The 20,736-nt window shown below is 68.7% G+C and carries 10 protein-coding genes and 6 pseudogenes; 9 read left to right on the top strand and 7 right to left on the bottom strand.

Features of this window, described 5'->3' with window-relative positions:
- Positions 1–277: 277 nt before the first annotated feature.
- Positions 278–970 (bottom strand): TetR/AcrR family transcriptional regulator, encoded by a 693-nt coding sequence (locus tag FRANEAN1_RS37340; protein ID WP_020462121.1) that lies wholly within the window; start codon positions 968–970, stop codon positions 278–280.
- A 127-nt stretch (positions 971–1,097) separates the two neighbouring features.
- Here FRANEAN1_RS37340 and FRANEAN1_RS22540 point away from each other — a divergent pair, with 127 nt between their 5' ends.
- From FRANEAN1_RS22540 to FRANEAN1_RS43940, 5 genes and pseudogenes are all read left to right on the top strand, one after another.
- Positions 1,098–2,093 (top strand): DUF2889 domain-containing protein, encoded by a 996-nt coding sequence (locus tag FRANEAN1_RS22540; protein WP_020462120.1) that lies wholly within the window; start codon positions 1,098–1,100, stop codon positions 2,091–2,093.
- Positions 2,094–2,172: 79 nt separating this feature from the next.
- Entirely contained in the window at positions 2,173–3,336 is a 1,164-nt protein-coding gene (locus tag FRANEAN1_RS22535) for an amidohydrolase family protein (protein ID WP_041256365.1), read from the top strand.
- A 194-nt stretch (positions 3,337–3,530) separates the two neighbouring features.
- A pseudogene (locus FRANEAN1_RS22530) lies at positions 3,531–5,090 on the top strand (ABC transporter substrate-binding protein).
- Positions 5,091–5,243: 153 nt separating this feature from the next.
- A pseudogene (locus tag FRANEAN1_RS43945) lies at positions 5,244–5,575 on the top strand (integrase); the annotation flags it as partial.
- A gap of 1 nt (position 5,576) precedes the next feature.
- Positions 5,577–6,251 (top strand): annotated as a pseudogene (locus FRANEAN1_RS43940) (transposase); the annotation flags it as partial.
- A gap of 77 nt (positions 6,252–6,328) precedes the next feature.
- Here FRANEAN1_RS43940 and FRANEAN1_RS22520 read toward each other — a convergent pair.
- A complete protein-coding gene (locus FRANEAN1_RS22520) occupies positions 6,329–8,086 on the bottom strand; it encodes a sensor domain-containing diguanylate cyclase (RefSeq protein WP_020462118.1) in 1,758 nt (585 codons plus the stop codon).
- A 260-nt stretch (positions 8,087–8,346) separates the two neighbouring features.
- Between FRANEAN1_RS22520 and FRANEAN1_RS22515 the strand changes: the two are divergent.
- The 3 genes and pseudogenes from FRANEAN1_RS22515 to FRANEAN1_RS22500 all read left to right on the top strand — a co-directional run.
- Positions 8,347–8,903, top strand: a pseudogene (locus FRANEAN1_RS22515) (IS6 family transposase); the annotation flags it as partial.
- 743 nt (positions 8,904–9,646) lie between these two features.
- Entirely contained in the window at positions 9,647–10,567 is a 921-nt protein-coding gene (locus FRANEAN1_RS22505; RefSeq protein WP_020462117.1) for a TIGR03619 family F420-dependent LLM class oxidoreductase, read from the top strand.
- A gap of 626 nt (positions 10,568–11,193) precedes the next feature.
- Positions 11,194–12,222: an IS110 family transposase gene (locus FRANEAN1_RS22500; RefSeq protein WP_020462116.1), complete on the top strand. Its 1,029-nt coding sequence runs from the start codon at positions 11,194–11,196 to the stop codon at positions 12,220–12,222.
- Positions 12,223–12,642: 420 nt separating this feature from the next.
- Here the strand turns inward: FRANEAN1_RS22500 and FRANEAN1_RS43935 are convergent.
- Positions 12,643–13,504: pseudogene (locus FRANEAN1_RS43935) on the bottom strand (integrase core domain-containing protein).
- A gap of 132 nt (positions 13,505–13,636) precedes the next feature.
- Positions 13,637–14,269 carry a TetR/AcrR family transcriptional regulator gene (locus FRANEAN1_RS22490; protein WP_020462114.1) on the bottom strand — a complete coding sequence of 211 codons (633 nt, stop codon included), beginning with the start codon at positions 14,267–14,269 and terminating at the stop codon, positions 13,637–13,639.
- 76 nt (positions 14,270–14,345) lie between these two features.
- Here FRANEAN1_RS22490 and FRANEAN1_RS22485 point away from each other — a divergent pair, with 76 nt between their 5' ends.
- Positions 14,346–15,041, top strand: a complete 696-nt coding sequence (locus FRANEAN1_RS22485; RefSeq protein ID WP_041256361.1) for an alpha/beta hydrolase — start codon at positions 14,346–14,348, stop codon at positions 15,039–15,041.
- A 263-nt stretch (positions 15,042–15,304) separates the two neighbouring features.
- Here the strand turns inward: FRANEAN1_RS22485 and FRANEAN1_RS22480 are convergent, their stop codons facing one another.
- From FRANEAN1_RS22480 to FRANEAN1_RS22475, 3 genes and pseudogenes are all read right to left on the bottom strand, one after another.
- The gene (locus tag FRANEAN1_RS22480; RefSeq protein ID WP_020462112.1) at positions 15,305–16,534 is read right to left on the bottom strand and encodes a SpoIIE family protein phosphatase; all 1,230 of its coding nucleotides are present in this window, start codon (positions 16,532–16,534) and stop codon (positions 15,305–15,307) included.
- Positions 16,535–16,981: 447 nt separating this feature from the next.
- Positions 16,982–17,153, bottom strand: a pseudogene (locus tag FRANEAN1_RS41435) (IS6 family transposase); the annotation flags it as partial.
- A 684-nt stretch (positions 17,154–17,837) separates the two neighbouring features.
- Complete coding sequence (locus FRANEAN1_RS22475; RefSeq protein ID WP_041256359.1) at positions 17,838–20,513, bottom strand: FAD/NAD(P)-binding protein; 2,676 nt, start codon at positions 20,511–20,513, stop codon at positions 17,838–17,840.
- Between the last annotated feature and the right edge of the window lie 223 nt (positions 20,514–20,736).

Here is a 20,736-nt window from a genome sequence, read left to right as displayed (position 1 = left end):
GACATTGACGGAACCCTGGAGACGGGCGACCCGGCCGGGCCGCTCCGACTGGCCTTCGTGCGGTGGGCCCAGGCACAGGGCTACGTGATCGGTAGCTGCTCCGACCGCACCCTCGGCGAGCAGTCGGTGATGTGGGAGCGCGCCGAGATCGTCCCCGACTTCGTCAGCCGCAAGCACGAGCTCGCGGGGGTCCGAGCGGCCTTCGGCTGCCGGCGGTTCGTGCACATCGGCGACACCCACGTCGACAGGCACTTCGCCGAACGGGCCGACTTCGAGTTCATCTTCGTGCTCGACCTCGCTCGTCGGCTCGCCGGCTCCTCGGCCCGCCGGGGGTCTCGCCCTCCGGCAGCCCGAGGGCCGGCCACGCGAACCGCACGACGTGCGCCCTCGCCGCCGCCCGCTGCTGGAAGTGGGCCTCGTGCCGATCCGCGGCGGCGCTGACGAGGGCGTACAGGCTGTTCGCGTCGGCCTCCGGGGTCGGTGAGCGCAGAAGACCTGCCTCGTGGCCCGCGCGCAATGCGCCGACGAGCGGCCGACAGAAGACCCGTCGCATGTCCTGTAGCACGTCGGCCAGCGGGTAGGAGCCGCGAACAGCGGGGGACGAGAACAGCGCCACGCGGGCGGCCCGCCGGGGCTCGTAGAAGACGTCGAGGAATCGCTCCAGCCAGGCCTCGATCGCGGCGACCGGATCGGAGGCCGCGGCCACGGCGCGCTCCAGCGAACGCGCCACCGCCGCGGCGTCGCGTTCGAGGAGGGCCAGCAGCAAGGCTTCCTTCGACTCGAAGTGGCGGTAGAACGACCGGGTCGACAGCCCGGCGTCGGCGAGGATCTCGCCGACGGACGTCTGGGCGTAGCCGTTGAGCGCCATGAGCCGCATCGCCGCGTCCATGATCATGCCCCGTTCCGTGTCGGCGTCGAAACGGCGGGGCCGCCCAACCCGTGGTGTCGTCGCGGGGGTCGGCTCGGTCACAGCTCCCTCCAGGGTCACCCGTCACTCTAATTTGAAAACGAGTCTTGCATATTGACGAGTTGTCTCCCTAGGCTGGGAACGACCCTGAAGAGGTTCTGATGACATCTCGGATCCAGGACGGCTCGCCATGAACACGCTGGGCGCACACCCGGCATCCGCCACGCCGGCCCGCCGACCGGGCTCGGTGCGACGGACCACCACCCACGACTCCCTACGGCCGGACGGGCTGCTTGGACCGGTCACCGTCGTGGCGCGGGGGCGCGATCTGCGCACCGCGCTCGACGGCGCAAGCACCATCCTCGGCACGGCGCGCCTCGATCTCCAGGTGGACCACCCGGAGCGGCTCGTCCGCCGGATCACCGGCGACCCGTCCCATCCGGGTCTGGCGGCGCTCGTCGGTATGGCGGCGTCCGCCGGCTTCCGGAAGGCCGTCGATGACGCTATGCCTGGCGAGCGAGTGTCGCGCTCCGTGCGGTTCCAGCTCCTCGACGACCTGCCGACGGCTCTGCTCGTGGGCGGCTACGCGGTGCAGGTCGGCGGTGCGGTCCGGTCTCGTCCGAAGCTCACGCTGCAGCACCCGGACCTGTGCGCCGGGTGGGTGGCGGGAGGCACGCTCGTGTCGGGGTTCGCCGGGACAGGGATGCCACCCACCCACACCGGTCCCGAGGCGCCCTCCGTCGAGTCCACCGACGACCCGCTCGGCTGGCACGCGTTCGACTCGCTCCCGCCGCACGGGATGCGCCGACGTCGCCGGCTCGACGTGTGGAAGGACGGCGAGGTCGCCCTGGTGGAGTGCTTCTTCCGCGACAGCCACATGGACGGCGACGGCGTCGAGACGATCGTGCACGAGTACACGGTCCACGCCACATTCGACCCCTCGACGCGGCAGTTCCTGTCGGGTGAGGCCGACATCGGCGCCCTCCCGTGGCCGGAGTGCCCCAACGCGGCGGCGAGCGCCGCCCGCCTGGCAGGCGCGCCGGCCGAGGGCCTGCGTGGCTGGGTGCGCGACACCTTCGTCGGCCCGTCCACCTGCACACACCTCAACGACACCCTGCGCTCACTCGAGGACGTGAGTGCCCTGGTGGAACGAGTGGACGAGGGGGAGAAGCCGACCGTCCGATGACCACCACGAACCGTACGGCAACCGGTAGGTGTCGACGACGAGGTTGCGGCCCGTCGTCGACGAGGAGGAGGTAGGAACCGTGGCAAAGATCTGGGCCAATTCGGGTGACTCGCACCTTGTCGAGCCGGACGATCTTTTCGACAGGAGCTTGCCCGGGTCCCTCGCGGCACGGATGCCGCGCAGCGTCAAGGACCTCGATGGCGGCTGGGAGACGATCCACGTCGACGGACAGGAGTTCCGCCGCCGCCTGCCCCGGCCCGGCAGGAAACTCACCGACGAGAACGGCCACACCGTTCCCGAGCGGGCGCCCGGCGCCAACGACAGGAAGATGCGCCTGCTCGACCTGGACTCCGAAGGCATCTGGGCCGAGCTCATCTACCCCTCGCTGGGGATGTGGACCTCATCGATCCGTGACCCGGAGCTGCTCGCGGCCGGCGCCCGAGCGATCAACGACTGGGCCATTGAGTACCAGCGGTTCTCACCCCGCTACGTCAGCGCGGCGACGATCCCCTTCCTCACCGTCTCCACCGCCGTCGCCGAGGTCACGCGGGCCGCGAGTCTCGGCTTCCATGCCGCGTCCCTGCCGGTCGTGCCACTCATCGACGGGGACGACTGGCATCGCGAGTCGTGGGAGCCGCTGTGGACCGCCCTCGCGGAGACGGGTCTCGTGATCGCGTTCCACATCGGCAGCGAGCCCCATGAGGCGTCCAGCCGTAACGGCACCTACTACCGTGGTCCCGGCGGGGCGCTCCTGAACTACCTGGAGACGACCTACGGCGGCCAGCGGGCGGTGGCCAAACTGATCGCCGGCGGTGTGTTCGACCGGCACCCGTCCTTGCGTGCAATCGTGTCCGAGGGCGGAGCGACCTGGGGGCCGTTCGTCGCCGACCGGCTCGACGAGGCGTACCGGCAGCACGCGTCGGCCGTCCACCCCCGTCTGCGTCGGCTCCCCAGCGCGTACCTGTACGAGAACGTCTACGCGTCCTTCCAACACGACCGCTCGGCCGTCGCCGCGGTGACGGCCATGGGCTGGCGCAATGTGTGCTGGGGCAGCGACTACCCGCACATCGAAGGCACCTTCGGTCACACCCAGAAGACACTCCAGGAGCTCGTCGGCGACCTCGACCCCGCCACCCGGCACCGCATCACCCAGGGCGCCTTCCAGGAGCTGTTCCCCCACGTGCCGCCCGCTCCAGACGGGGAGTCATCGCCTGACCCCCTGCTCGATGCAGCGGCGAGGTGACGCCACCCAGCGGGAAACCCAGGCGATCCGCGGTTGAACGCGTGACGTCGCCTGGGGTGTGCCGACTACCGCACCGCACACACAGCCGTTCCTGCCGGAACCCAAAGCCAGAAACCATCGCAGAAACCAGAACGCCCACCACCGGTGGAATCCTGCCGTTCTTCGTCGATCCTGACGCCGACAAAGGATGCGAGATGATTCGTAGGACACGATTATCCGCCGCCGTCGCATGCTGCGTGGCGCTCTTCCTGGGTGCCTGCGGCGGCGGTGGCGGCGATACCGCGGCGTCCACAGGGCCCTCAAACGAGCCGGTGGCGGGCGGCGAGGCACGGGATTCTCACCCTGAGCGACCCGCGCACCCTGGATCCGGCAATCCTGGGCAACGCGTGTGCCTCCGGTGCGTTCCTGGGTAATGCCCTGTACGGGACGCTGATGACCAACGATGAGGCGGACGAGGTCCATTACTCGATGGCCGAATCTTTCACCACGACCGACAACGGCGCCACCTTCACCCTGAAACTGCGACCGGGGCTGGTGTTCTCCGACGGCACCCCGCTGAACGCGGAAGCTGTGAAGTTCAACTGGGACCGGACCAAGGACCCGGCTGTCGGCTCGGCCCACCGATCGGAGGCGGTGATGATCCAGTTGTCCGAGGCAGTGGACGACGTCACGCTGAAGGCCACCCTGGTCACCCCCGTTCCGAGGTACGCCCAGTCCGCCCTCGCCTCCTCGATGAACTGGATCGCCTCGCCCGCGTCCCTGAAGAAGGGCCAGGAGGCCTTCAACGCGAAGCCGATCGGCGCGGGGCCGTTCACCCTCGAGAGCTGGACTCGTCAGGCCGACATCCGGCTCGTCAAGAACCCGCGCTACTGGGACGCGCCCAAGCCCTACCTCAACCGCATCACTCTCCACTCGGCGCTCGACGGCAACCAGCGCTACAACACGCTGCTCACCGGAGGCGCGGACGTGGCCATCGACTCGAGCTGGATCAACTTCGACAAAGCTGTCAGGGCCGGTCTACCGACCGCATGCATCTCAGCGGCGGCATCCTCGTGGCTCTGAACATGCGCAGGCCACCGTTCAACGACATTCGTGCGCGTCAGGCGGTCGCGGCAGCACTCGACATGGACGCGCTGAACCTCGCTGCCTACAACGGCACAGCGCAGCTTGCTGACACGTTGTTCACCAAAGCGTCCCCTTTCTACTCGCAGACGCCACTACGGAAGACGGACAAGGCGACCGCCCAGCGGCTCTTCGACGAGTTGGCAGCCGAGGGTAAACCGTTATCCTTCACATTCACCAGCTCCCCCAGCAGCGAGAACAAGGCATTGGCGGAGAACATCCAGGCCCAGCTCGGCAGCTTCGACAACGTCGAGGTCCGGATCGGAACCGTCGAGCTCGCCGAGTTCGTGCAGCTGCGCGCGACCCACGACTTCGACTCGATTATCACCTCCGCGCTCTTCCAGGACCCCGAGCCTCGGTTGTCGACGGTCTTCGGTGGGGACTCGCCTGCGAATATGCCCGGTATCGACGACCCAGCGCTCAATGACGCCCTGCTGTCCGGCCGGACCGCAACATCGGAGGAGGATCGCAAGAAGGCCTACAACGCCGTGCAGGAACGCCTGACCGAACTGACCCCGATGTTCTTCGTCGCACGAGGGGGACCCGGCGCCATCTCGGGCAGGAACGTCGGTGGCCTCGTGCAGTACGGCCTTGGTTCCCTGCTGCCCGAGGAACTGTGGATCAAGCCGTAGCCATCCGCCCGGTGTCCAGTCCTCATGGCGGTGCGGGGTGCGGGAAAGCCATCTCCACCCGATTACGTCCGCGCCTGTGGGGTTCCAGAATCCCGATTTGGGCGGTGACCTGCACGTCTACCTGCCGGACGGGGCCCGCGTCGGGCAGGCTGGATGGTCATGATGTGGTCGCTGCTCTACGCCCTGACGCGTAACGCTCTCGGACTGATGCTGCTCCGGGTCCGCGGGGACACCGCAAAGGACGTCGAGCTCCTCGTCCTGCGACACCAGGTGGCAGTGTCACGACGGCAGGTGAACCGTCCGACGCTGGAACCGGCGGGTCGGGTAATCCTCGCAGCCCTGTCCCGGCTGCTACCCCGGGCCCGCTGGGGTTCGTTCTTCGTCACCCGGCCACCGTGCTGCGCTGGCACCGTGATCTCCTCGCACGCCAATGGACCTACCCGCGCAGGACACCCGGACGGCCACCAATCCGCCGGGGGATCCGCTATGTCCATCCGCCTGCTCTATCTGATCTTCGTGCGGGTGTGCGGGTGTGCGGGTGGCTGGTTCTCCTCGGCCGTTCGTCGGCGTCCAAGAACATCGAGCTGCTCGTGCTGCGGCACGAGGTCTGAGGTGCTGCGCCGTACCCAGCCCAAGCCCCAGTGGGACTGGGCGGACCGGGCGGTCCTCGCCGCACTGATCCAGCTCCTACCCAAGACGCTGCGAGCACACCGGCTGGTCACCCCCGGCACCGCCCTGCGGTGGCATCGTCCTGCGGTGGCACCGTCGTCTGATCACACGGAAATGGACCCACCCGCAGCGGACGGGACGACCACCGGTCAGCACGGAGATCGCGACCCTCATCGAACGGTTCGCGACCGAACACGACATAGGGCTACACGCCAGACCGACACGACGTGGCGACAGTTCCCGCGCACGCAGGCATCGACCATGCTGGCCGTGGACTTCCTCAACCTCCTCATGGACCTCGGCGACCGGACGGCCGACTTCCAGTTCCTGGTCCGCGACCGCGCCGGACAGCCCACCACATCCTTCGACGCGGCCCTCGCCGATGCCGGTATCGACGCGGTCACGATCCCACCCCGGACTCCGCAGGCGAACACCTACGCCGAACAGTTCGTCCGCACAGTCCGAACGGAAGTCACCGACCGGATGAGGATCTCCGAGCACGTCCTCTGTAGCCAACCCGCACCCATCGGGTGTCTCACCCAAGGCCGACACGGAGGGCCTGGCAGCGGTCAGCGTCCACCGGCTGTTGTTCTTGTGTCGAATCGGCGGCGAATGTGGGTCCGCATCGACTCGTCAAAGACAAGGAAGCGACCTGGACCCTGCCGCTTCGCCGCGTACATCGCCATGTCGGCAGTACACAGGAATTCGTCGGCGTCGATGGGCTGGCCGTCGGAGTGCGCGATCCCGATGCTGGCGGCGACCGTGATCGGCTGGCCAGCGAGAACGATCCGTGGGGTGGCGAGGGTGGTGACGATGCGCCGGGCGATGGCCTGGACGTCGGGTAACGCGGGGTCGCGGTCGCAGAGCACAGCGAACTCGTCACCGGAGAGGCGGGCGACGCTGTCCTCGGGACGGACGGCCCGCTGGAGCCGGGCGGCCACCTCGCGGAGCAGGTCGTCGCCGGTCTGGTGACCGTACGAATCGTTGACCTTCTTGAAGTTGTCGAGGTCGATAAACAGGAGCCCGGTGCGACGGCGGTCGTGTCCGGCACGGGTCAGGGTCCGCTGCAGGTGGTCCAGGAACGCGGTTCGGTTCGGTAGCCCGGTGAGCCCGTCGTGCCGGGCCTGATATTGGGCGTCACGTTCGATGCGGAAGCGCTCGTCGGCCGCTGCCAGCACGGTCGCCATCATCTCGAGAAACATCACCTCATGACGCGCGAAGGAACCGGGGTTGCGGCGGTCGATGGTGAGCAGAGCGCCGGGGTTGTCAGGCTGGCCGATCGGGATGGTCAGGGATGAGGACGCGCTGTCCGCCGCGATCCCACGGGGCGGGTCGGTACGGCTGCCCGCGAGCGCCGTTCCGTCCGGCGCGGCTGATGGTGGGGGAGACGGGTAATACGGTGCCGCCGAACCAGCCGTGGCAACGACGTGTGGTAGACCGGAGTCCGGATCGGCCGCCCTGATAGTCACCTGATCGGCACACAGGTGGCCTGAGATCGCTGTCGTCGCCTGATGCCAGAGAGATGCCGGATCGGGGCTGCCCAGCGCGCACCGCCCGATCTTCGCCACCAGTGACTGTTCAGCAGATCGGGCGCGCAGCTCGGCCAGTGCGATCTCCCGCTCGGTCACGTCGTGGGACACGATGGCGACCGACTGCACGACACCCTGCGCATCGCAGATCGGAACCGTTTGTGATTCGTACCAGTGTCCGTAGGCGGAGAAGACGCCGCAGGCGCGCTGGCCTGCCAGCGCTCGGCGGGTCAGATCCAGGGCATCAGGTAGATCTCGGAAGACCTCGAAGATGCTGCGCCGCCGCGCGATCTCCAGGCGTCGGACCGCGTCTTCGCCTATCGCACCCTCGTTGAACAGGACGCAGCCGTCCCTGTCGACCAGGGCCAGGGTGACTGGGGTGTTTTCCATGACGAGCCGAAGGTGGCGGTGCGACGCCAACTGCTGGCTGAGATCCTGGAACTGGACGAGGAAATAGGGCCGTTCGGCTTCCGCGGGGGGCACGTCGTCGGTCAGGATCACCGACGTCGCCAGAACGTACACGACAGACCCGCTCGGCTGCACGAAGCGGACGACGCCCTGCCAGTGGGTCTGGCCAGCGGCCTGGTTCTGTCGCGCTTCTGCCAGGTGAGCCTCCCGGTCATCTGGATGGACCAGCGTCTCCCACCGGACACCAACGAGTTCATCCTCGTTCCGTCCGAGGATCCGGCACGTGGCCTGATTCACCCTGCGCACCCGATAATCGGCGACCCCAATGATGCCCAGCCCGATCTCCATCAGGTCGAACAGACCCGAGCCTTCTCCCCCCTGTCGCACCACAGCGTCCACCACCTATCTTGCCCGAAGGCCGGACGAACCCGCCTGTACCCGGCATACCGAATGTGATGCGGTCCAACAGTATGCACTGGTGTCAACTGCTGTAGTTGGACATAGGCCGGGCGTTCGCCGGAGGGCCGCGCAATCCGGCAGCCCCCGAGGTGCGCGTAACGCGTGACGCCGTCCTGCGCCTCGGCGAGCAGGACGGCGTTGTTGCATCGGCAGAGTCCGCCATCGTGCAGCTGCCGATCGGTCATGATCGGATGGTGCGTCGATGTCGTGTCCGTCCACCGGTTCCGACGTCGGAGTTCGCGGGGTTCCGGTTCCCGCCGAGGTGATCATGCTGGCGGTTCGGTGGTACCTGCGGTTCGCGCTGTCGTACCGGGACGTCGAGGAGCTGCTGGCCGAGCGTGGCTTCGAGGTCGGTCACGTCACCGTGTACCGATGGGTGCAGCGCTTCACGCCCTTGCTGGTCGAGGCGGCGCGGCCGTGCCGGCATCGGCCTGGGCGGCAGGTGGTTTGTGGATGAGACGTACGTGAAGGTCGCCGGCCGGTGGACCTACCTTTACCGCGCCGTTGACCAGTACGGCCAGGTCATCGACGTCCTGGCCAGCGCCCGCCGTGACCAGGCGGCTGCCGCCGGTTCTTCGTCCAGGCGCTGTCTCATGGGCGCCGGCCGGTGGAGGTCACCACCGACAAGGCACCTGTCTACCCGAGGATCCTCGACGAGCTGCTGCCTGAAGCCTGCCATGTCGACGCCGCCCGGGAGAACAATCGGATCGAAGCCGGCCATGGCAGGCTCAAAGCCCGACACCGACCCACAGCTGCGGCTGCAGGCCGCGTTCACCGAGCTCGCCCGCGCCGTCTGACCGCGGTCGCCGGAGCCGCTGGCGTGCGCCGGATCCCCCGAACGCAACTGTGAGTTCATGGTGCTGCCTCGGGCGGTGGCCTGACCCGGAACGCAACTGGCGTGATGCCTTCGCACTGACCTGTCGGCTGCCGCCCGGGGGTGTATCGACCGGACTGGTGGGCGTGTCAGCGTCACTGCAGGCTCTGGTGCGGTTTCGTGACGATCGTGTCCGGGCCCGCACGGCAGCGACCAACCAGCTCGCCGCGACCCTGGGCGCACACTGGCGAGGGCCACGAGATCTGTTCCGGTCACTGGCCTCACCGATCGCGTTGGCGTTCTTCAACGACTACCGCACCCTGCAGGGGTGCGGCGCACCTCGGTGATGCCCGGGTGGCGGCGTCCACCCGAGGCATTCCTGCCGTGGCGGCAAAACCTCCGTCTGACCTCCTCGCCCGGCTCCACGCTGCGCCCGTCACCCTGGTCGGGCTGGGCTACCCACAATCCTGACAGCGATCATCGGTGGCCAGGTTCAGCTCCTGCATTCCATGCTGAGTCTGGCACTAGGTGTCGGTCTGGGCGTAGAGTCCTACATTGGAGACGTGGATGATCGCGGCTGGAGACCAACGAGGCATACATGCGGGGCATGACCGTAGGCGGCCCACGACGCCAGATGGATGAACAACTGTGATGTACCAGGTTGGCGAGGAGAAGACGTGAAACTGGGATTTGCTATGCCGCATCTGCTGAGACTGAAGGCCACATGTCAACCGTGGGAAGCTAAAGTGACGGGTGCGGACCAGACGCGTCTCGCCAAGTGGGCCGAGAAGCTTGGCTACGCCATGATAAGCGTGCCCGAACACCACATCATTCCGAAGACCCATGTCGATCTTTCGGGGCCGCACTACTTAAGTGCGTACCCGACCATGGCCTATCTGGCCGGGGCCACGGAAAAGATACGAGTTAACTCGTGCATCGCGCTCCTGCCGTTACAGCATCCCGCCATCACCGCCAAGGCTCTCTCGAGCATCGATTGGCTATCGAGCGGCCGCGTCTCCGTCACGTTCGGGGTGGGCTGGCTGGAAGAGGAGTTTGAAACTCTAGGCGTTCCCTTCCGTGAACGCGGAGCGATGAGCGAGGAGTACATTCAGGCGATCATCGAGCTCTGGACCAAGGAAGAACCGGCGTTCGAAGGAAAGTATGTCTCTTTCCGGGACGTCGCGTTCGAGCCCAAGCCCGTCCAGAAACCACACCCACCGGTGTGGTTCGGTGGTGACGCCGATGCCGTGCTGAGGCGCACCGCCCGCTACGCTTCGGGCTGGTGGCCATTCCTCACCAAACCCGAGGACATCCCCGCGAAGATCGACTTTGTCAAGTCGCAGCCCGACTACAACGGCAAGCTTACTGATGTGTTCTACGGCTTCGCCACCACGCGAGTCGGTGACGGTCATGTTATACAGAAAGACCCACGCGCTCGGGCAGGCATGACCAAACAGGAGATCATAGACCGGCTCTGCTGGTTCAAGGAGCTGGGCGTGACGATGAGTTCAGTGCCGATCCCCAGCGTCAATCACCTCGAGGACTACCTCGACTACACCCAATGGGTGGCGGAAGAGATCATGCCCGTGGTTGCGTAGTGGGGCAAAGCTTGGGACAGGCTTTGCCCCCCCGATGCGCTCGCCGCGGTGCTGCGCGACGGGGACGCAGTGTTCGGTACTTATCGGACAATTTGGGTACCGGTCCGTCGCGTGATCGTCGCCAGAGCCCGATCGCCCCGTCCTATTTCGGGGCCCGATCCGAGTAGCCCACCGCGACCCGGCCCCACCGGAAAAACCCAGAACGGCCCACGGGTCGCTGCCCAGCAAACGTGTCGGGGCCCTGTGCGCCTCACTCATCCGGCGAAGGGGACTGATCTGGCTGCAAATTTCTGGCGAACGAGCCTCCCTGAGAAGGTGAACCGGCCCGGTATGGTGCGGCACGTCCGGTCTTGTAAGCGAGGGACCCGCGATGAGTCGTACGGAGAAACGCACTGTCATCACGCGGACGCCGTTGTCCCTGACTCCGGCCTCGAATAACGGTCGATCTTCATTCTCGACCCTGACTCGGCTGAGGCCATGGGGAACTTCTGGCACTACTGCCGGATCGGCGGCCTTGACCCGACAGTTGATGCGATGAAGGGGCGGGGCCTCCGCTCCTGGTGACTCCCCGGGGTCGGGGGTAGGTCCCTCGGGGTTGCTCACGTCTACCGACGAAGGAGGCCCCTGTGAGTCCATCGTATGAGGGTCGCCAGATTGTGGGAATCGATCTCCATCGGCGGCGGTCGGTGATCGTGCGGATGACCCCGGACGGGTATCCGCTGGGAACGGTTCGGATCAGCAACGATGCTGCCACCCTCGCTGCTGAGATCAGCCGTGCCGGTGAGCACCCCGATGTGGTGCTCGAAGCGACCTACGGCTGGTACTGGGCGGCGGATGTGCTGGCCGCCGCTGGCGCGCAGGTTCATCTCGCGCACCCGCTGGGCGTGAAGGGTTTCGCCTACCGGCGGGTGAAGAACGACGTCCGTGACGCCGCGGATCTCGCGGACCTGCTGCGTATGGGACGTCTGCCCGAGGCGTGGGTCGCTCCACCGCCGGTCCGGGAACTGCGGGAGACCGTCCGTCACCGGGCGGCGCTCGTCGCGATCCGGTCGGCGTGCAAGGCCCAGATCCACGCGGTCCTCGCCAAGAACGGTGTCGCGGTGCCCATGACCGACCTGTTCGGCCAGGCCGGAACCGACCTCCTCGGCCAGGTCCAGCTCCCGAGCCCGTTCCACGCCCGCGTCACGAGTCTGCGCCGCCTCATCGACCTGCTCGACTTCGAAATCGACGCGGCCGCCTGTCAGCTCGCCGGCCGGCTCGCGCGGGATCCGGGCTATCAGGCGCTGCTGGTCCTGCCCGGGGTCGGGAAGACCTTGGCCGCGGTGTTCCTCGCCGAGATCGGGGACATCACCCGCTTCCCCACGCCCGGTCACCTTGCCAGCTGGGCTGGTCTCACCCCCCGGCACCGTGAGTCCGACACCACCGTGCACCGCGGCCACATCACCAAACAGGGCTCCTCCCTGATTCGCTGGGCCGCGATCGAAGCCGTGTCGATCCTGCCTCCGACGACCCCGGTCCTGGGCCCGACCAAGACCCGGGTCGCTGCCCGCCGCGGCACCAACATCGGCAAGGTCGCCGCGGCCCGCAAGCTGCTCACGTTCGTCTTCTACGCGCTGCGCGACGGTGAGGTCCGCGCGCTGCACACGGCGGCGTGAGCAGGTGTTCACACGATCAGACGCGTGGCCGCCCAGGTCATGACCCCCACCACTCCGGTGGCGCGGTCGACGTGTTGATTGACCCCGTCTGATCGTGGCCGTATCACTCCATGCCACCCTGCCCCGCGTGGCGAAGGGATGACTGGCGAAACCCACACCGCCGCCCACCACGGACACCCGTGCTGGAGAAGACGCCACACCACCCACACCCGATGTCCTGGGCCGTTCCAGGATGCGCCAGCCGACAACGGCGTCAAGACCGTTCGTCCTCGGGCTCCGCCCTGCGGGCGCTGCGTCTTGACTCCGCCGCCGGACACTGGCGCACGCCCACAGGCACCCAGAACCAGGCCGGAAAACAGGCCCAACCCCCACACCGGAACCGCTTGACCGGCCCCACCCCTTCAGGGATGACCTGGGGTTTTAGGCGGCTCGTTCGTATTCGTTGATCAGGCCGCCGAGGACAGGCTGGCGTTTGATTCGTTTCTGGGTGAGGTCGGCGATGGGTGGTCGGCCAGGGCGGTTGGAGCTGGAGGGCGCGGTGTGGGCGTCGTCCGTTGTAGTGCCGTGCGTACTCGGTCAGGACGGTGCGCAGGTGCCGTGCACCGGAGATCCTCATCCGGTCGGTGACTTCCGTTCGGACTGTGCGGACGAACTGTTCGGCGTAGGTGTTCGCCTGCGGAGTCCGGGGTGGGATCGTGACCGCGTCGATACCGGCATCGGCGAGGGCCGCGTCGAAGGATGTGGTGGGCTGTCCGGCGCGGTCGCGGACCAGGAACTGGAAGTCGGCCGTCCGGTCGCCGAGGTCCATGAGGAGGTTGAGGAAGTCCACGGCCAGCATGGTCGATGCCTGCGTGCGCGGGAACTGTCGCCACGTCGTGTCGGTCTGGCGTGTAGCCCTATGTCGTGTTCGGTCGCGAACCGTTCGATGAGGGTCGCGATCTCCGTGCTGACCGGTGGTCGTCCCGTCCGCTGCGGGTGGGTCCATTTCCGTGTGATCAGACGACGGTGCCACCGCAGGACGATGCCACCGCAGGGCGGTGCCGGGGGTGACCAGCCGGTGTGCTCGCAGCGTCTTGGGTAGGAGCTGGATCAGTGCGGCGAGGACCGCCCGGTCCGCCCAGTCCCACTGGGGCTTGGGCTGGGTACGGCGCAGCACCTCAGACCTCGTGCCGCAGCACGAGCAGCTCGATGTTCTTGGACGCCGACGAACGGCCGAGGAGAACCAGCCACCCGCACACCCGCACACCCGCACGAAGATCAGATAGAGCAGGCGGATGGACATAGTTGACCCTCATGCCGGCAGCCGCACCGTCGCATCACCCAGCTCACAGGACCGAGCCGACTTCTGGCACCCCGCAAGGTCAGCTACCCAAGCGCGGGACCTGCAGCGGTAGTTGGCAGGCCTGTCACAGCGCTATGTGTCCATCGGCTCGTTCGTGCTGGTCGTGCCGCTGCCAGCTCGTTCGGAGGCGCGGCGGGCCGGTGAGCATTCGCCACCATTCTGGTGATCAAGTGTGCCGAGGAAGTGGTGGAACGCTCGATCGGTGCGGGTGGTGTCGGCTGTGGCGTCGAGGTCCATGAGGAGGCCGCGGATGACCGCGAGGACGAGGGTCGCGAGTTCCTGACGGCCGATGCTGCGCAGGCCGTCCGCGAGCGGCCCGAGCCAGTCGGTCGTCGCGGCCCGGCGGAACTCGGGCCACAGCTGCTGCACCGAGCTCTCCCGCAGCTGACCGAACATCCGGAGGAACGGCGCTCCGTCCGGGCCGGTCATCGAGGTCCAGGCGTTGTTCAGCGTGGTGGTGTAGGGCTCGTCGGGTCGTGCGCGCAGGAGGGCGCCGAAGGTGTCGAGCTGGCGTTGCCGCGCGTGCCCGAGGACGACCCGGAGCAGGGCGTCGCGGGTACCGAAGTGGTAGATCAGCATGCGGGTTGAGGTGCCAGCGGCGCGGGCCAGCGGCTCGAGCCGGTCGGGGAGGCCGTGCTCGAGCGCGTAGTCGGTGCACGCGTCGAGCAGCCGCTGCCGGATCTCGGGCTGTCGCGGCCGTCCCATCACCGCAGCTTTTCGCGTAACAACTGCTACGTCTACCGTCGGTCGGGACACAGCCAGGACGGACGCGGAGGTGGCGATGAGGGTCGTGTTCGTGCACGGGGCGTGCGTGCAGGACGGGTCATGGTGGTGGCACCGCGCGGCGCGGCTGCTGCAGGAACGGGGGGTGGCCAGCATGTCCCCGACCCTCCCGAGCTGCGGCGAGACGGGCGTGCCACCAGGGGCCGGCGGGCCGGGCCTGGCCGAAGACGTGGCCGCCGTGCGGCAGGTGCTGCAAGACGGCGACGAACCCACCATCGTGGTCGCCCACAGCTACGGCGGCATCGTGACCGCCGAGGCGGCCGCGGGGGTCGACTCGGTGCGCCATCTGCTGCTGATCTCCAGCTATCTGCCCGAGGTCGGGCAGAGCCTGTCGGAGTTCGGCGACGACACCCCCGCCCCGTTCCTGGACGTCGACCCCGACACCGGGACGTTCGGGGTCCGCCCCGAGCTACTCGTGGACACGTTCCTGCAGGACTGCGACGCTGACATCCAGACACAGGCCCTGGCCCACCTCACGCGGCAGAGCGTCCAGGTGACCGGGCAGCCGGTCGGGGCAGCCGCCTGGCAGCAGGTGCCCTCCACCTACCTCGTATGCGCCCAGGACAAGGGCACCCCCGCCCGGCTACAACGCGAGTTCGCCTGCAGAGCCGGCCGTGTCGTCGAGCTCGACGCCGGCCACCACCCCTTCCTGTCCCAGCCCACCGCAGTCGGCGACCTGCTGCTGAGCCTGTAGGGCACCCGCTGATGAGCTTGCCCTCGCGACGAGGACCAGGGAGCCGAGGTGAGCGACAGTCGGGGTGTCGCAGGACGAGGAGCTCGACGTCCTTTGCGGTGTCCCCGCGGACCCGGAGCAGCATCAGTCCGAGAGCGTTGCGTGTCAGGGCGTAGAGCAGCGACCACATCATGACCATCCAGCCTGCCCGACGCGGGCCCCGTCCGGCAGGTAGACGTGCAGGTCACCGCCCAAATCGGGATTCTGGAACCCCACAGGTTCCATCAGAGTCGGACGACGACGACGGCGGTGTCGTCGGCTGGCTCGCTGTCCGCGCCCACCTCGGCCAGCAGCGCATCGGCCAGTGCCTCCGGATCAAGTCCCGGGTTGCGGCGGAGGCTGGCGGCAAGACGGGACAACCCGACGTCGATGTTCTCCCCGCGGCGTTCGATCAGGCCGTCGGTATACAGCGTCAGCGTGGCGCCGACCGCGAACGTCGCGGTGGCCTGGGACCGGGGCAGGTGTTCCGGGCTCGCGCCCAGCGGCGGGTCGACGGTCTGGTCGAGGAACTCGATGGCGCCGCCGACGTGCGCCAGTGCCGGCGGCGGATGACCTGCCCGGCTGTAGGTGACGGTGAGCGTGTCGTAGTCGGCGACCGCCTGCACGACGGTGGTCGACTCGGCGCCTTCTACCGACCGTGCGTACAGGTCCAGCACGTCCAGGGCGGCTGCGGGTCCGTCGGCCACTCGGACCATGGCGCTCAGTGCGCTGCGCAGTTGGCCCATCGTGCCCGTGGCCGACAGTCCGTGGCCGACGACGTCGCCCACGGCCACCGCGACGCGGTCCTCGGATAGCTCCACCAGGTCGTACCAGTCACCGCACACGTTCATCGTGCTGGCGGCGGGCTGGTACCGCACTGCCGCCTTGACGTGCCCGGTCGGTGCGGGCGTGGGCAGCATCGCTTCCTGGAGTGCCAGGGCCACCTCGCGTTCCCGAGCGTGAGTTCGACGCAGCTGCTCGTTGCCTTCGTGCAGCTCCCGAGCACGGGCCATCAGCTCCACCTCCAGCCTGTGCTGCCGGTCGTCCCCCATTTCTCCGGCGCACATGCGGACGAGGTCGGTCGCCTCCTCCACCCGGTGCACCACCAACGTCACCTGCCCGTCAGGATCAAGCACCGGAGTGTTGACCGTGCTCCAGTACCGCTCCTCGAACACATCTGGACGCGCTGGTGCCTCCACGTCGTAACGCTGGACCGCCATGGTGTCGCGCTCCCCGGTGGCCAGCACTCGCCGTAGCGACGCGCCAAGTGCGCGCACCGCTGACGCGGACCGGTACTCCGGATTGTCCGGGAAAGCGTCGAACAGGTAGCGTCCCAGCAGGTTCTCGCGTGTGCGCCCCGACACCTGAAGATATGTCTCGTTGGCGGCAAGTATGATCAATTCAGGGGTCAGTAGCAAGGTCGGGCTGGGGAGAGCCCGAAAAACGGCCTCGTAGTCGATCCTCGGCTCTCCCACCCGCTACCACCTCGACGACGCGCCATCGGATATCTGACCTCCCAACGGTAGAACCGCAGGACGGAATGCGCCGACACTGACGCATTGGCGCAGTCCACCACCGCGGCTGTCGGCCGGACAATGATCGATGATGTCGTCGCCGTAGCCGCGGCGGTCAGCTCCCGATAGCGAATCCTGCTGCCGGTCGGCGCTGGCGCCGCTCCCGACCTCCAAGAAGCGGCGACGTTTGGTTCACAGCGGACGCAACCGTACAGAGTGGGCGGTCGACCACGCGTACTCCGCGACTGACTGCCAGCCCGTCTGCTCGGGTGATACATGCGGCGCGGCCCGGTGTCGCGCCTTGACCCACACCGGGTGGACTTCCTGCGCGGCACGGTCCGAGTGAGTCTGTTGGGCGTTGTTGCGTTATGAGGAAGCGGCGCATGCTTGCATCGCGGCGACCGGCGGTCAGACGGCGGCGGCGAGTTCGGTGAACGCTGCCGGCAGCCGCAGCCGGTCGATATCGCCGGCGATCTCGTAGTGGCCACGGTGGATGTTCTGGGACCAGGGCGTGCCCAGCGCTGATCGTCTGGACCGAGCGGAGGCGTTTCAGACCCCGCATCGGCCGAAGCAGGGCTTTGCGGATGATATCCCTGGCAGGCACACCCTGAGGGCTGGAATCAGCGGGAGAGCAGCGCCTTCGGCCCCCCTGGCTGACCGGCCCAGGGCGGAGGCTCGTGGCCCCTGTTTCGGGCGGCGGTCTGCGAGCCGCCGCCGTCCTCGTCCGACTCACAAGCGTCATCCGAGGCCGCCCCGTCGGTTCCGGACGCGGCGCAGTCCGACGCCGGGGCGGCGACAACTGGCTGACCTGTCACGGCCGGGGCACCTTGCGCGCTGGTCGCGGCGCTCCCGGTGGTGTGCGCGGACGCAGCCCCGCCGGAGGAGCCGGCATCCTGCCAACCGTGGATTCGCCGTCGGGCGCGGCAGCGTCGGGCGGGGCGGTTGTGCCGGCGGCAGTGGGCCGTGCCTGGCGACCACCGTCAGCAGGTCGGATCCCGGGACATACTCCGCGGCCAGCCATGGCTGCTCTGCTTGGGGGTTGGCATCGAGTAGCCGCGCCACCCGCGGGCTGTCGATCGCCGCTGCCGCGGCCACCTCCCTGCTGAAGCGTCGGACGAAGTCCGGACGGACCGACGGGTGCAGGATCTCCGTGGCGCAGCGCCCTCACCGATGCCCCAGCCTCTCGACGTCGCCGCACCCGCGCGGTCGTACGGACAGCCTCCAGGCTCCGTCCACTACCCGCCGGCCCGGGTCGAACCACCGGTCACTCGCTCGGTGACGAGCGCGCGGTCTGCTGGCCGGTGAGGAGCTGCGCACGGCGGTGGACGTCGCGGGGGGAGCAGCGGCGGTCGAGTCGGTTCTGCAGAAGTGACCGGGCGATGTTGGGTCGGTTGGCCTGGATGGCGCAGTAGATCGTGGTGTCCTCGACGATCTCGCGCTGGGCGGCGCTGCCCCCGAGCCGCTCGACGCCGGGCAGGGCGATCAGCGCGTCGGTGGCCCGGTCGGGATCACCGTGCAGGAGGTGCATCAGGGCGTCGGCCAGCGGCGCGACGGTGTCGGTGAACACCGAGCTGGTCCGGGCGGCCGCGGACCGGCGCAGTTGCGCGAGTCGGCGACAGTCGCCCGCGGCGGCGAGGGCGATCGCCGAGTGCAGCCCGACGAAGGGCGTCGGCGGATCGACGAGCAACGTGCCGGGGACGGTCTCCAGCACCGGTCCGAGTTCCACCGACGTCCAGGCGCCGGCCGCGAAGCCGCGCCACAGCAGCGACGCCGAGTCGATCAGTGCTCGGACCCCGGAGACGGCCGGCGGTGAGAGCTGGGTCGAGAAGCGGGTGCGGGCCGCGCTGTCGTCACCGAGCGCGAGTTCGTGCAGGGCCGCGTGCCAGGCGAAGTGCGCCCGGTGCGACGAGTCCGACCCGCAGGTCGAGATCCAGCCGTCCAACCAGGCCAGCCCGGCCTCGTGGTCGCCGGTCTCGTAGTGGACGTGGGTCTTCGCGTGGACGGCGTGGCCGGCGGTCGGTTCGACGGCCAGCGCCAGTGCGGCGAGTTCGGCCGCCTCCTCCCAGTTCTCCTGCTCCTGGCGGGTGAAGGCGAGCAGCCCCCGGTACCACCAGTCGTCGCGGTAGACCGCCGCCAGCCCTTCGACCAGGGCCCATGCCTCGGCCGGGATCTCCGTCGCGCCGCTGAACGCGATCGTCGGCACGGCGATGCTGACGGCCAGCGCGTCTTCCGGGTAGGCGTGGATGTAGCTCAGCAGGGCCGCGGCCGAACCGGCCCCCGGCTCGCGGATACGGGCGGCGACCACCTCGATGAAGCGCCGCTCACGCTCGTCGGCCCGGGCGGCGTGGCGCTGTGCGTCCCGCAGGGCCGTCTCCACGTCGACGTCGGCGCCCCATTCGGCACCGAGCAGCGCGAGCACCGCCTGCCCGAGGGCGAACTGGGGGTCGGCCGCGACCGCCTCGGCGACCAGCGTCTCGGCTCCGGACCGCACCCGCAGGATCCGGCCGAGCCCGGCGACATAGCGGTCGGCCGCCTCCGGGCTGGCGGTGAGGGGCAGGCCATAGGGGTCGCGCACCCGCCGGACGACCCGTGGCCCGGGCAGGGCGGCCACGACGGCGCGGGCGAGCGCGGCCGCCTGGCCGCGGATCTCGGGGATCGCCGTGCTCTCCCACAGCTCCCCCCGCCGCAACGGCCCGATGGCCCAGATCGCCGGCCGGGGCCCGTCGGCCGCGACCAGCCGCCCGGACCCCTCGGTGGCGAAGCCCAGGTCCAGGCTGTCCGGGGTCGCCAGGCCGGAGGCGAGCAGGTTCATGACCAGGGGATCATGGCTGGTCCGCACGCCGGCGCCCGCACCGGTGCAGTTGACCACGGCCGCGGCGAGCACCCGGGAGCCGTCACTCAGCGAGACCTCGACGCCGGCCGCGGTCTCCTGGGCGTCGACGACCCGCGCGGCGTGCACGACCAGCGATCCCTCGGCGCGGCGTTGCTCCAGCCAGGCGTGGACCGCGGGGTCGACTCGGTGCCGGACCTGGTCCCAGCGCCGCATCGTCGTGGCGACGAAGCTCGACCGGGCAGCCGCGTCCAGCCGTGACCACAGCTCGGCCGTCACCGGGCGCAGCCCGTCCACGGCTCGCCGCCAGTCGCCACCGGCCGCGCGGATGTGATCGAAGACAAGGTGGCGGGCCCGGGCGAGGCTCACCGGACCGTCGGGCAGCTCCGGGGCGGCGAGCGGCGGCGCCGGGTCCAGCGCGTGGGGGAGCGGAAGCAGCCCATGACGTGAGGTCACGTGCAGGCGCACGCCGGCCCGGCTCCAGCGCTGGGCCATGTCGGCCATGGTCAGGCCCGAGCCGACAAGGAGCACGTCGCTGCCGGCCGGGACGCGAGGCTGGGTATCGGCCCGCCACGGATCACTGACGAACCGCGGCGACCGGGCCAGCGCCGGCGGAGCCCACGACGTCGTCGGAGCACCGTGCCCGAGCGCGAGGACGACGGCGTCGACCGGGTGGCTGGTCCCGTCGTCGAGCGTCAGCCGCAGCCGGCGGCCGTGCCGGCGGACGTCCGTCGCGCGAGCGCACACCCGCTCGCAGCGCACCCCGGTCGCGGCGCGCAGCGTCTCCTCCAGCGTGTGGCGGAGGTAGTCGGCGTAGAACTGGCGGGGCGCGAAGCCACCGGAAGGGAAGTCGACCGCGACGTGCCGGCGAAGCCAGCGCAGGAAGTGCTGCGGGTCATCGTCGAACGCGCTCATCTTCGCGGCCGGGACATTGAGCCGGTGCCGCGGATCTCGGGTCCGATAAGCCAGGCCCTCACCGACGTCGTCCGGCTCGACGAGCAATATCGTGAACCTACGGCCGGTAACCGCCACGGACCTTGCCAGTTGGGTGGTCGCGAGGCAACCGCTTGCCCCGCCACCCACCACCGCGACGACCACCGGCGCGCTCATCGGGACCGTCGACAGTATGCGTGCGGACACCTGGGCATAGAGAGATCTCCTTCCCCGTTTATTCCGGTCGATGCCAGGTTAAGCCCAGGTGTGGCAGGCCGTGGCCCAGATCGACAGACCGTCCCGAACGATCAACGTGCGAAGAGTCGGGTACCGGAGCCCGTGCTGGAATGATGTGAACATGCGTCCCAGCTCTGGTTCACGGTGGTCGATCGGCTCTCAG

This window comes from Parafrankia sp. EAN1pec (assembly GCF_000018005.1).
In the GTDB taxonomy this organism is placed as follows: domain Bacteria; phylum Actinomycetota; class Actinomycetes; order Frankiales; family Frankiaceae; genus Parafrankia; species Parafrankia soli.
Note: the sequence above shows the minus strand (reverse complement) of the source record. Positions and strands in the feature narration are given on the sequence as shown.

Bases quoted from the DNA above. Each gene is read 5' to 3' on its own strand.
- FRANEAN1_RS22540 (WP_020462120.1), top strand. From the start codon at position 1,098: ATGAACACGCTGGGCGCACACCCGGCATCCGCCACGCCGGCCCGCCGA.
- FRANEAN1_RS22490 (WP_020462114.1), bottom strand. From the start codon at position 14,269: ATGGGACGGCCGCGACAGCCCGAGATCCGGCAGCGGCTGCTCGACGCG.
- FRANEAN1_RS22485 (WP_041256361.1), top strand. From the start codon at position 14,346: ATGAGGGTCGTGTTCGTGCACGGGGCGTGCGTGCAGGACGGGTCATGG.
- FRANEAN1_RS22475 (WP_041256359.1), bottom strand. From the start codon at position 20,513: ATGAGCGCGCCGGTGGTCGTCGCGGTGGTGGGTGGCGGGGCAAGCGGT.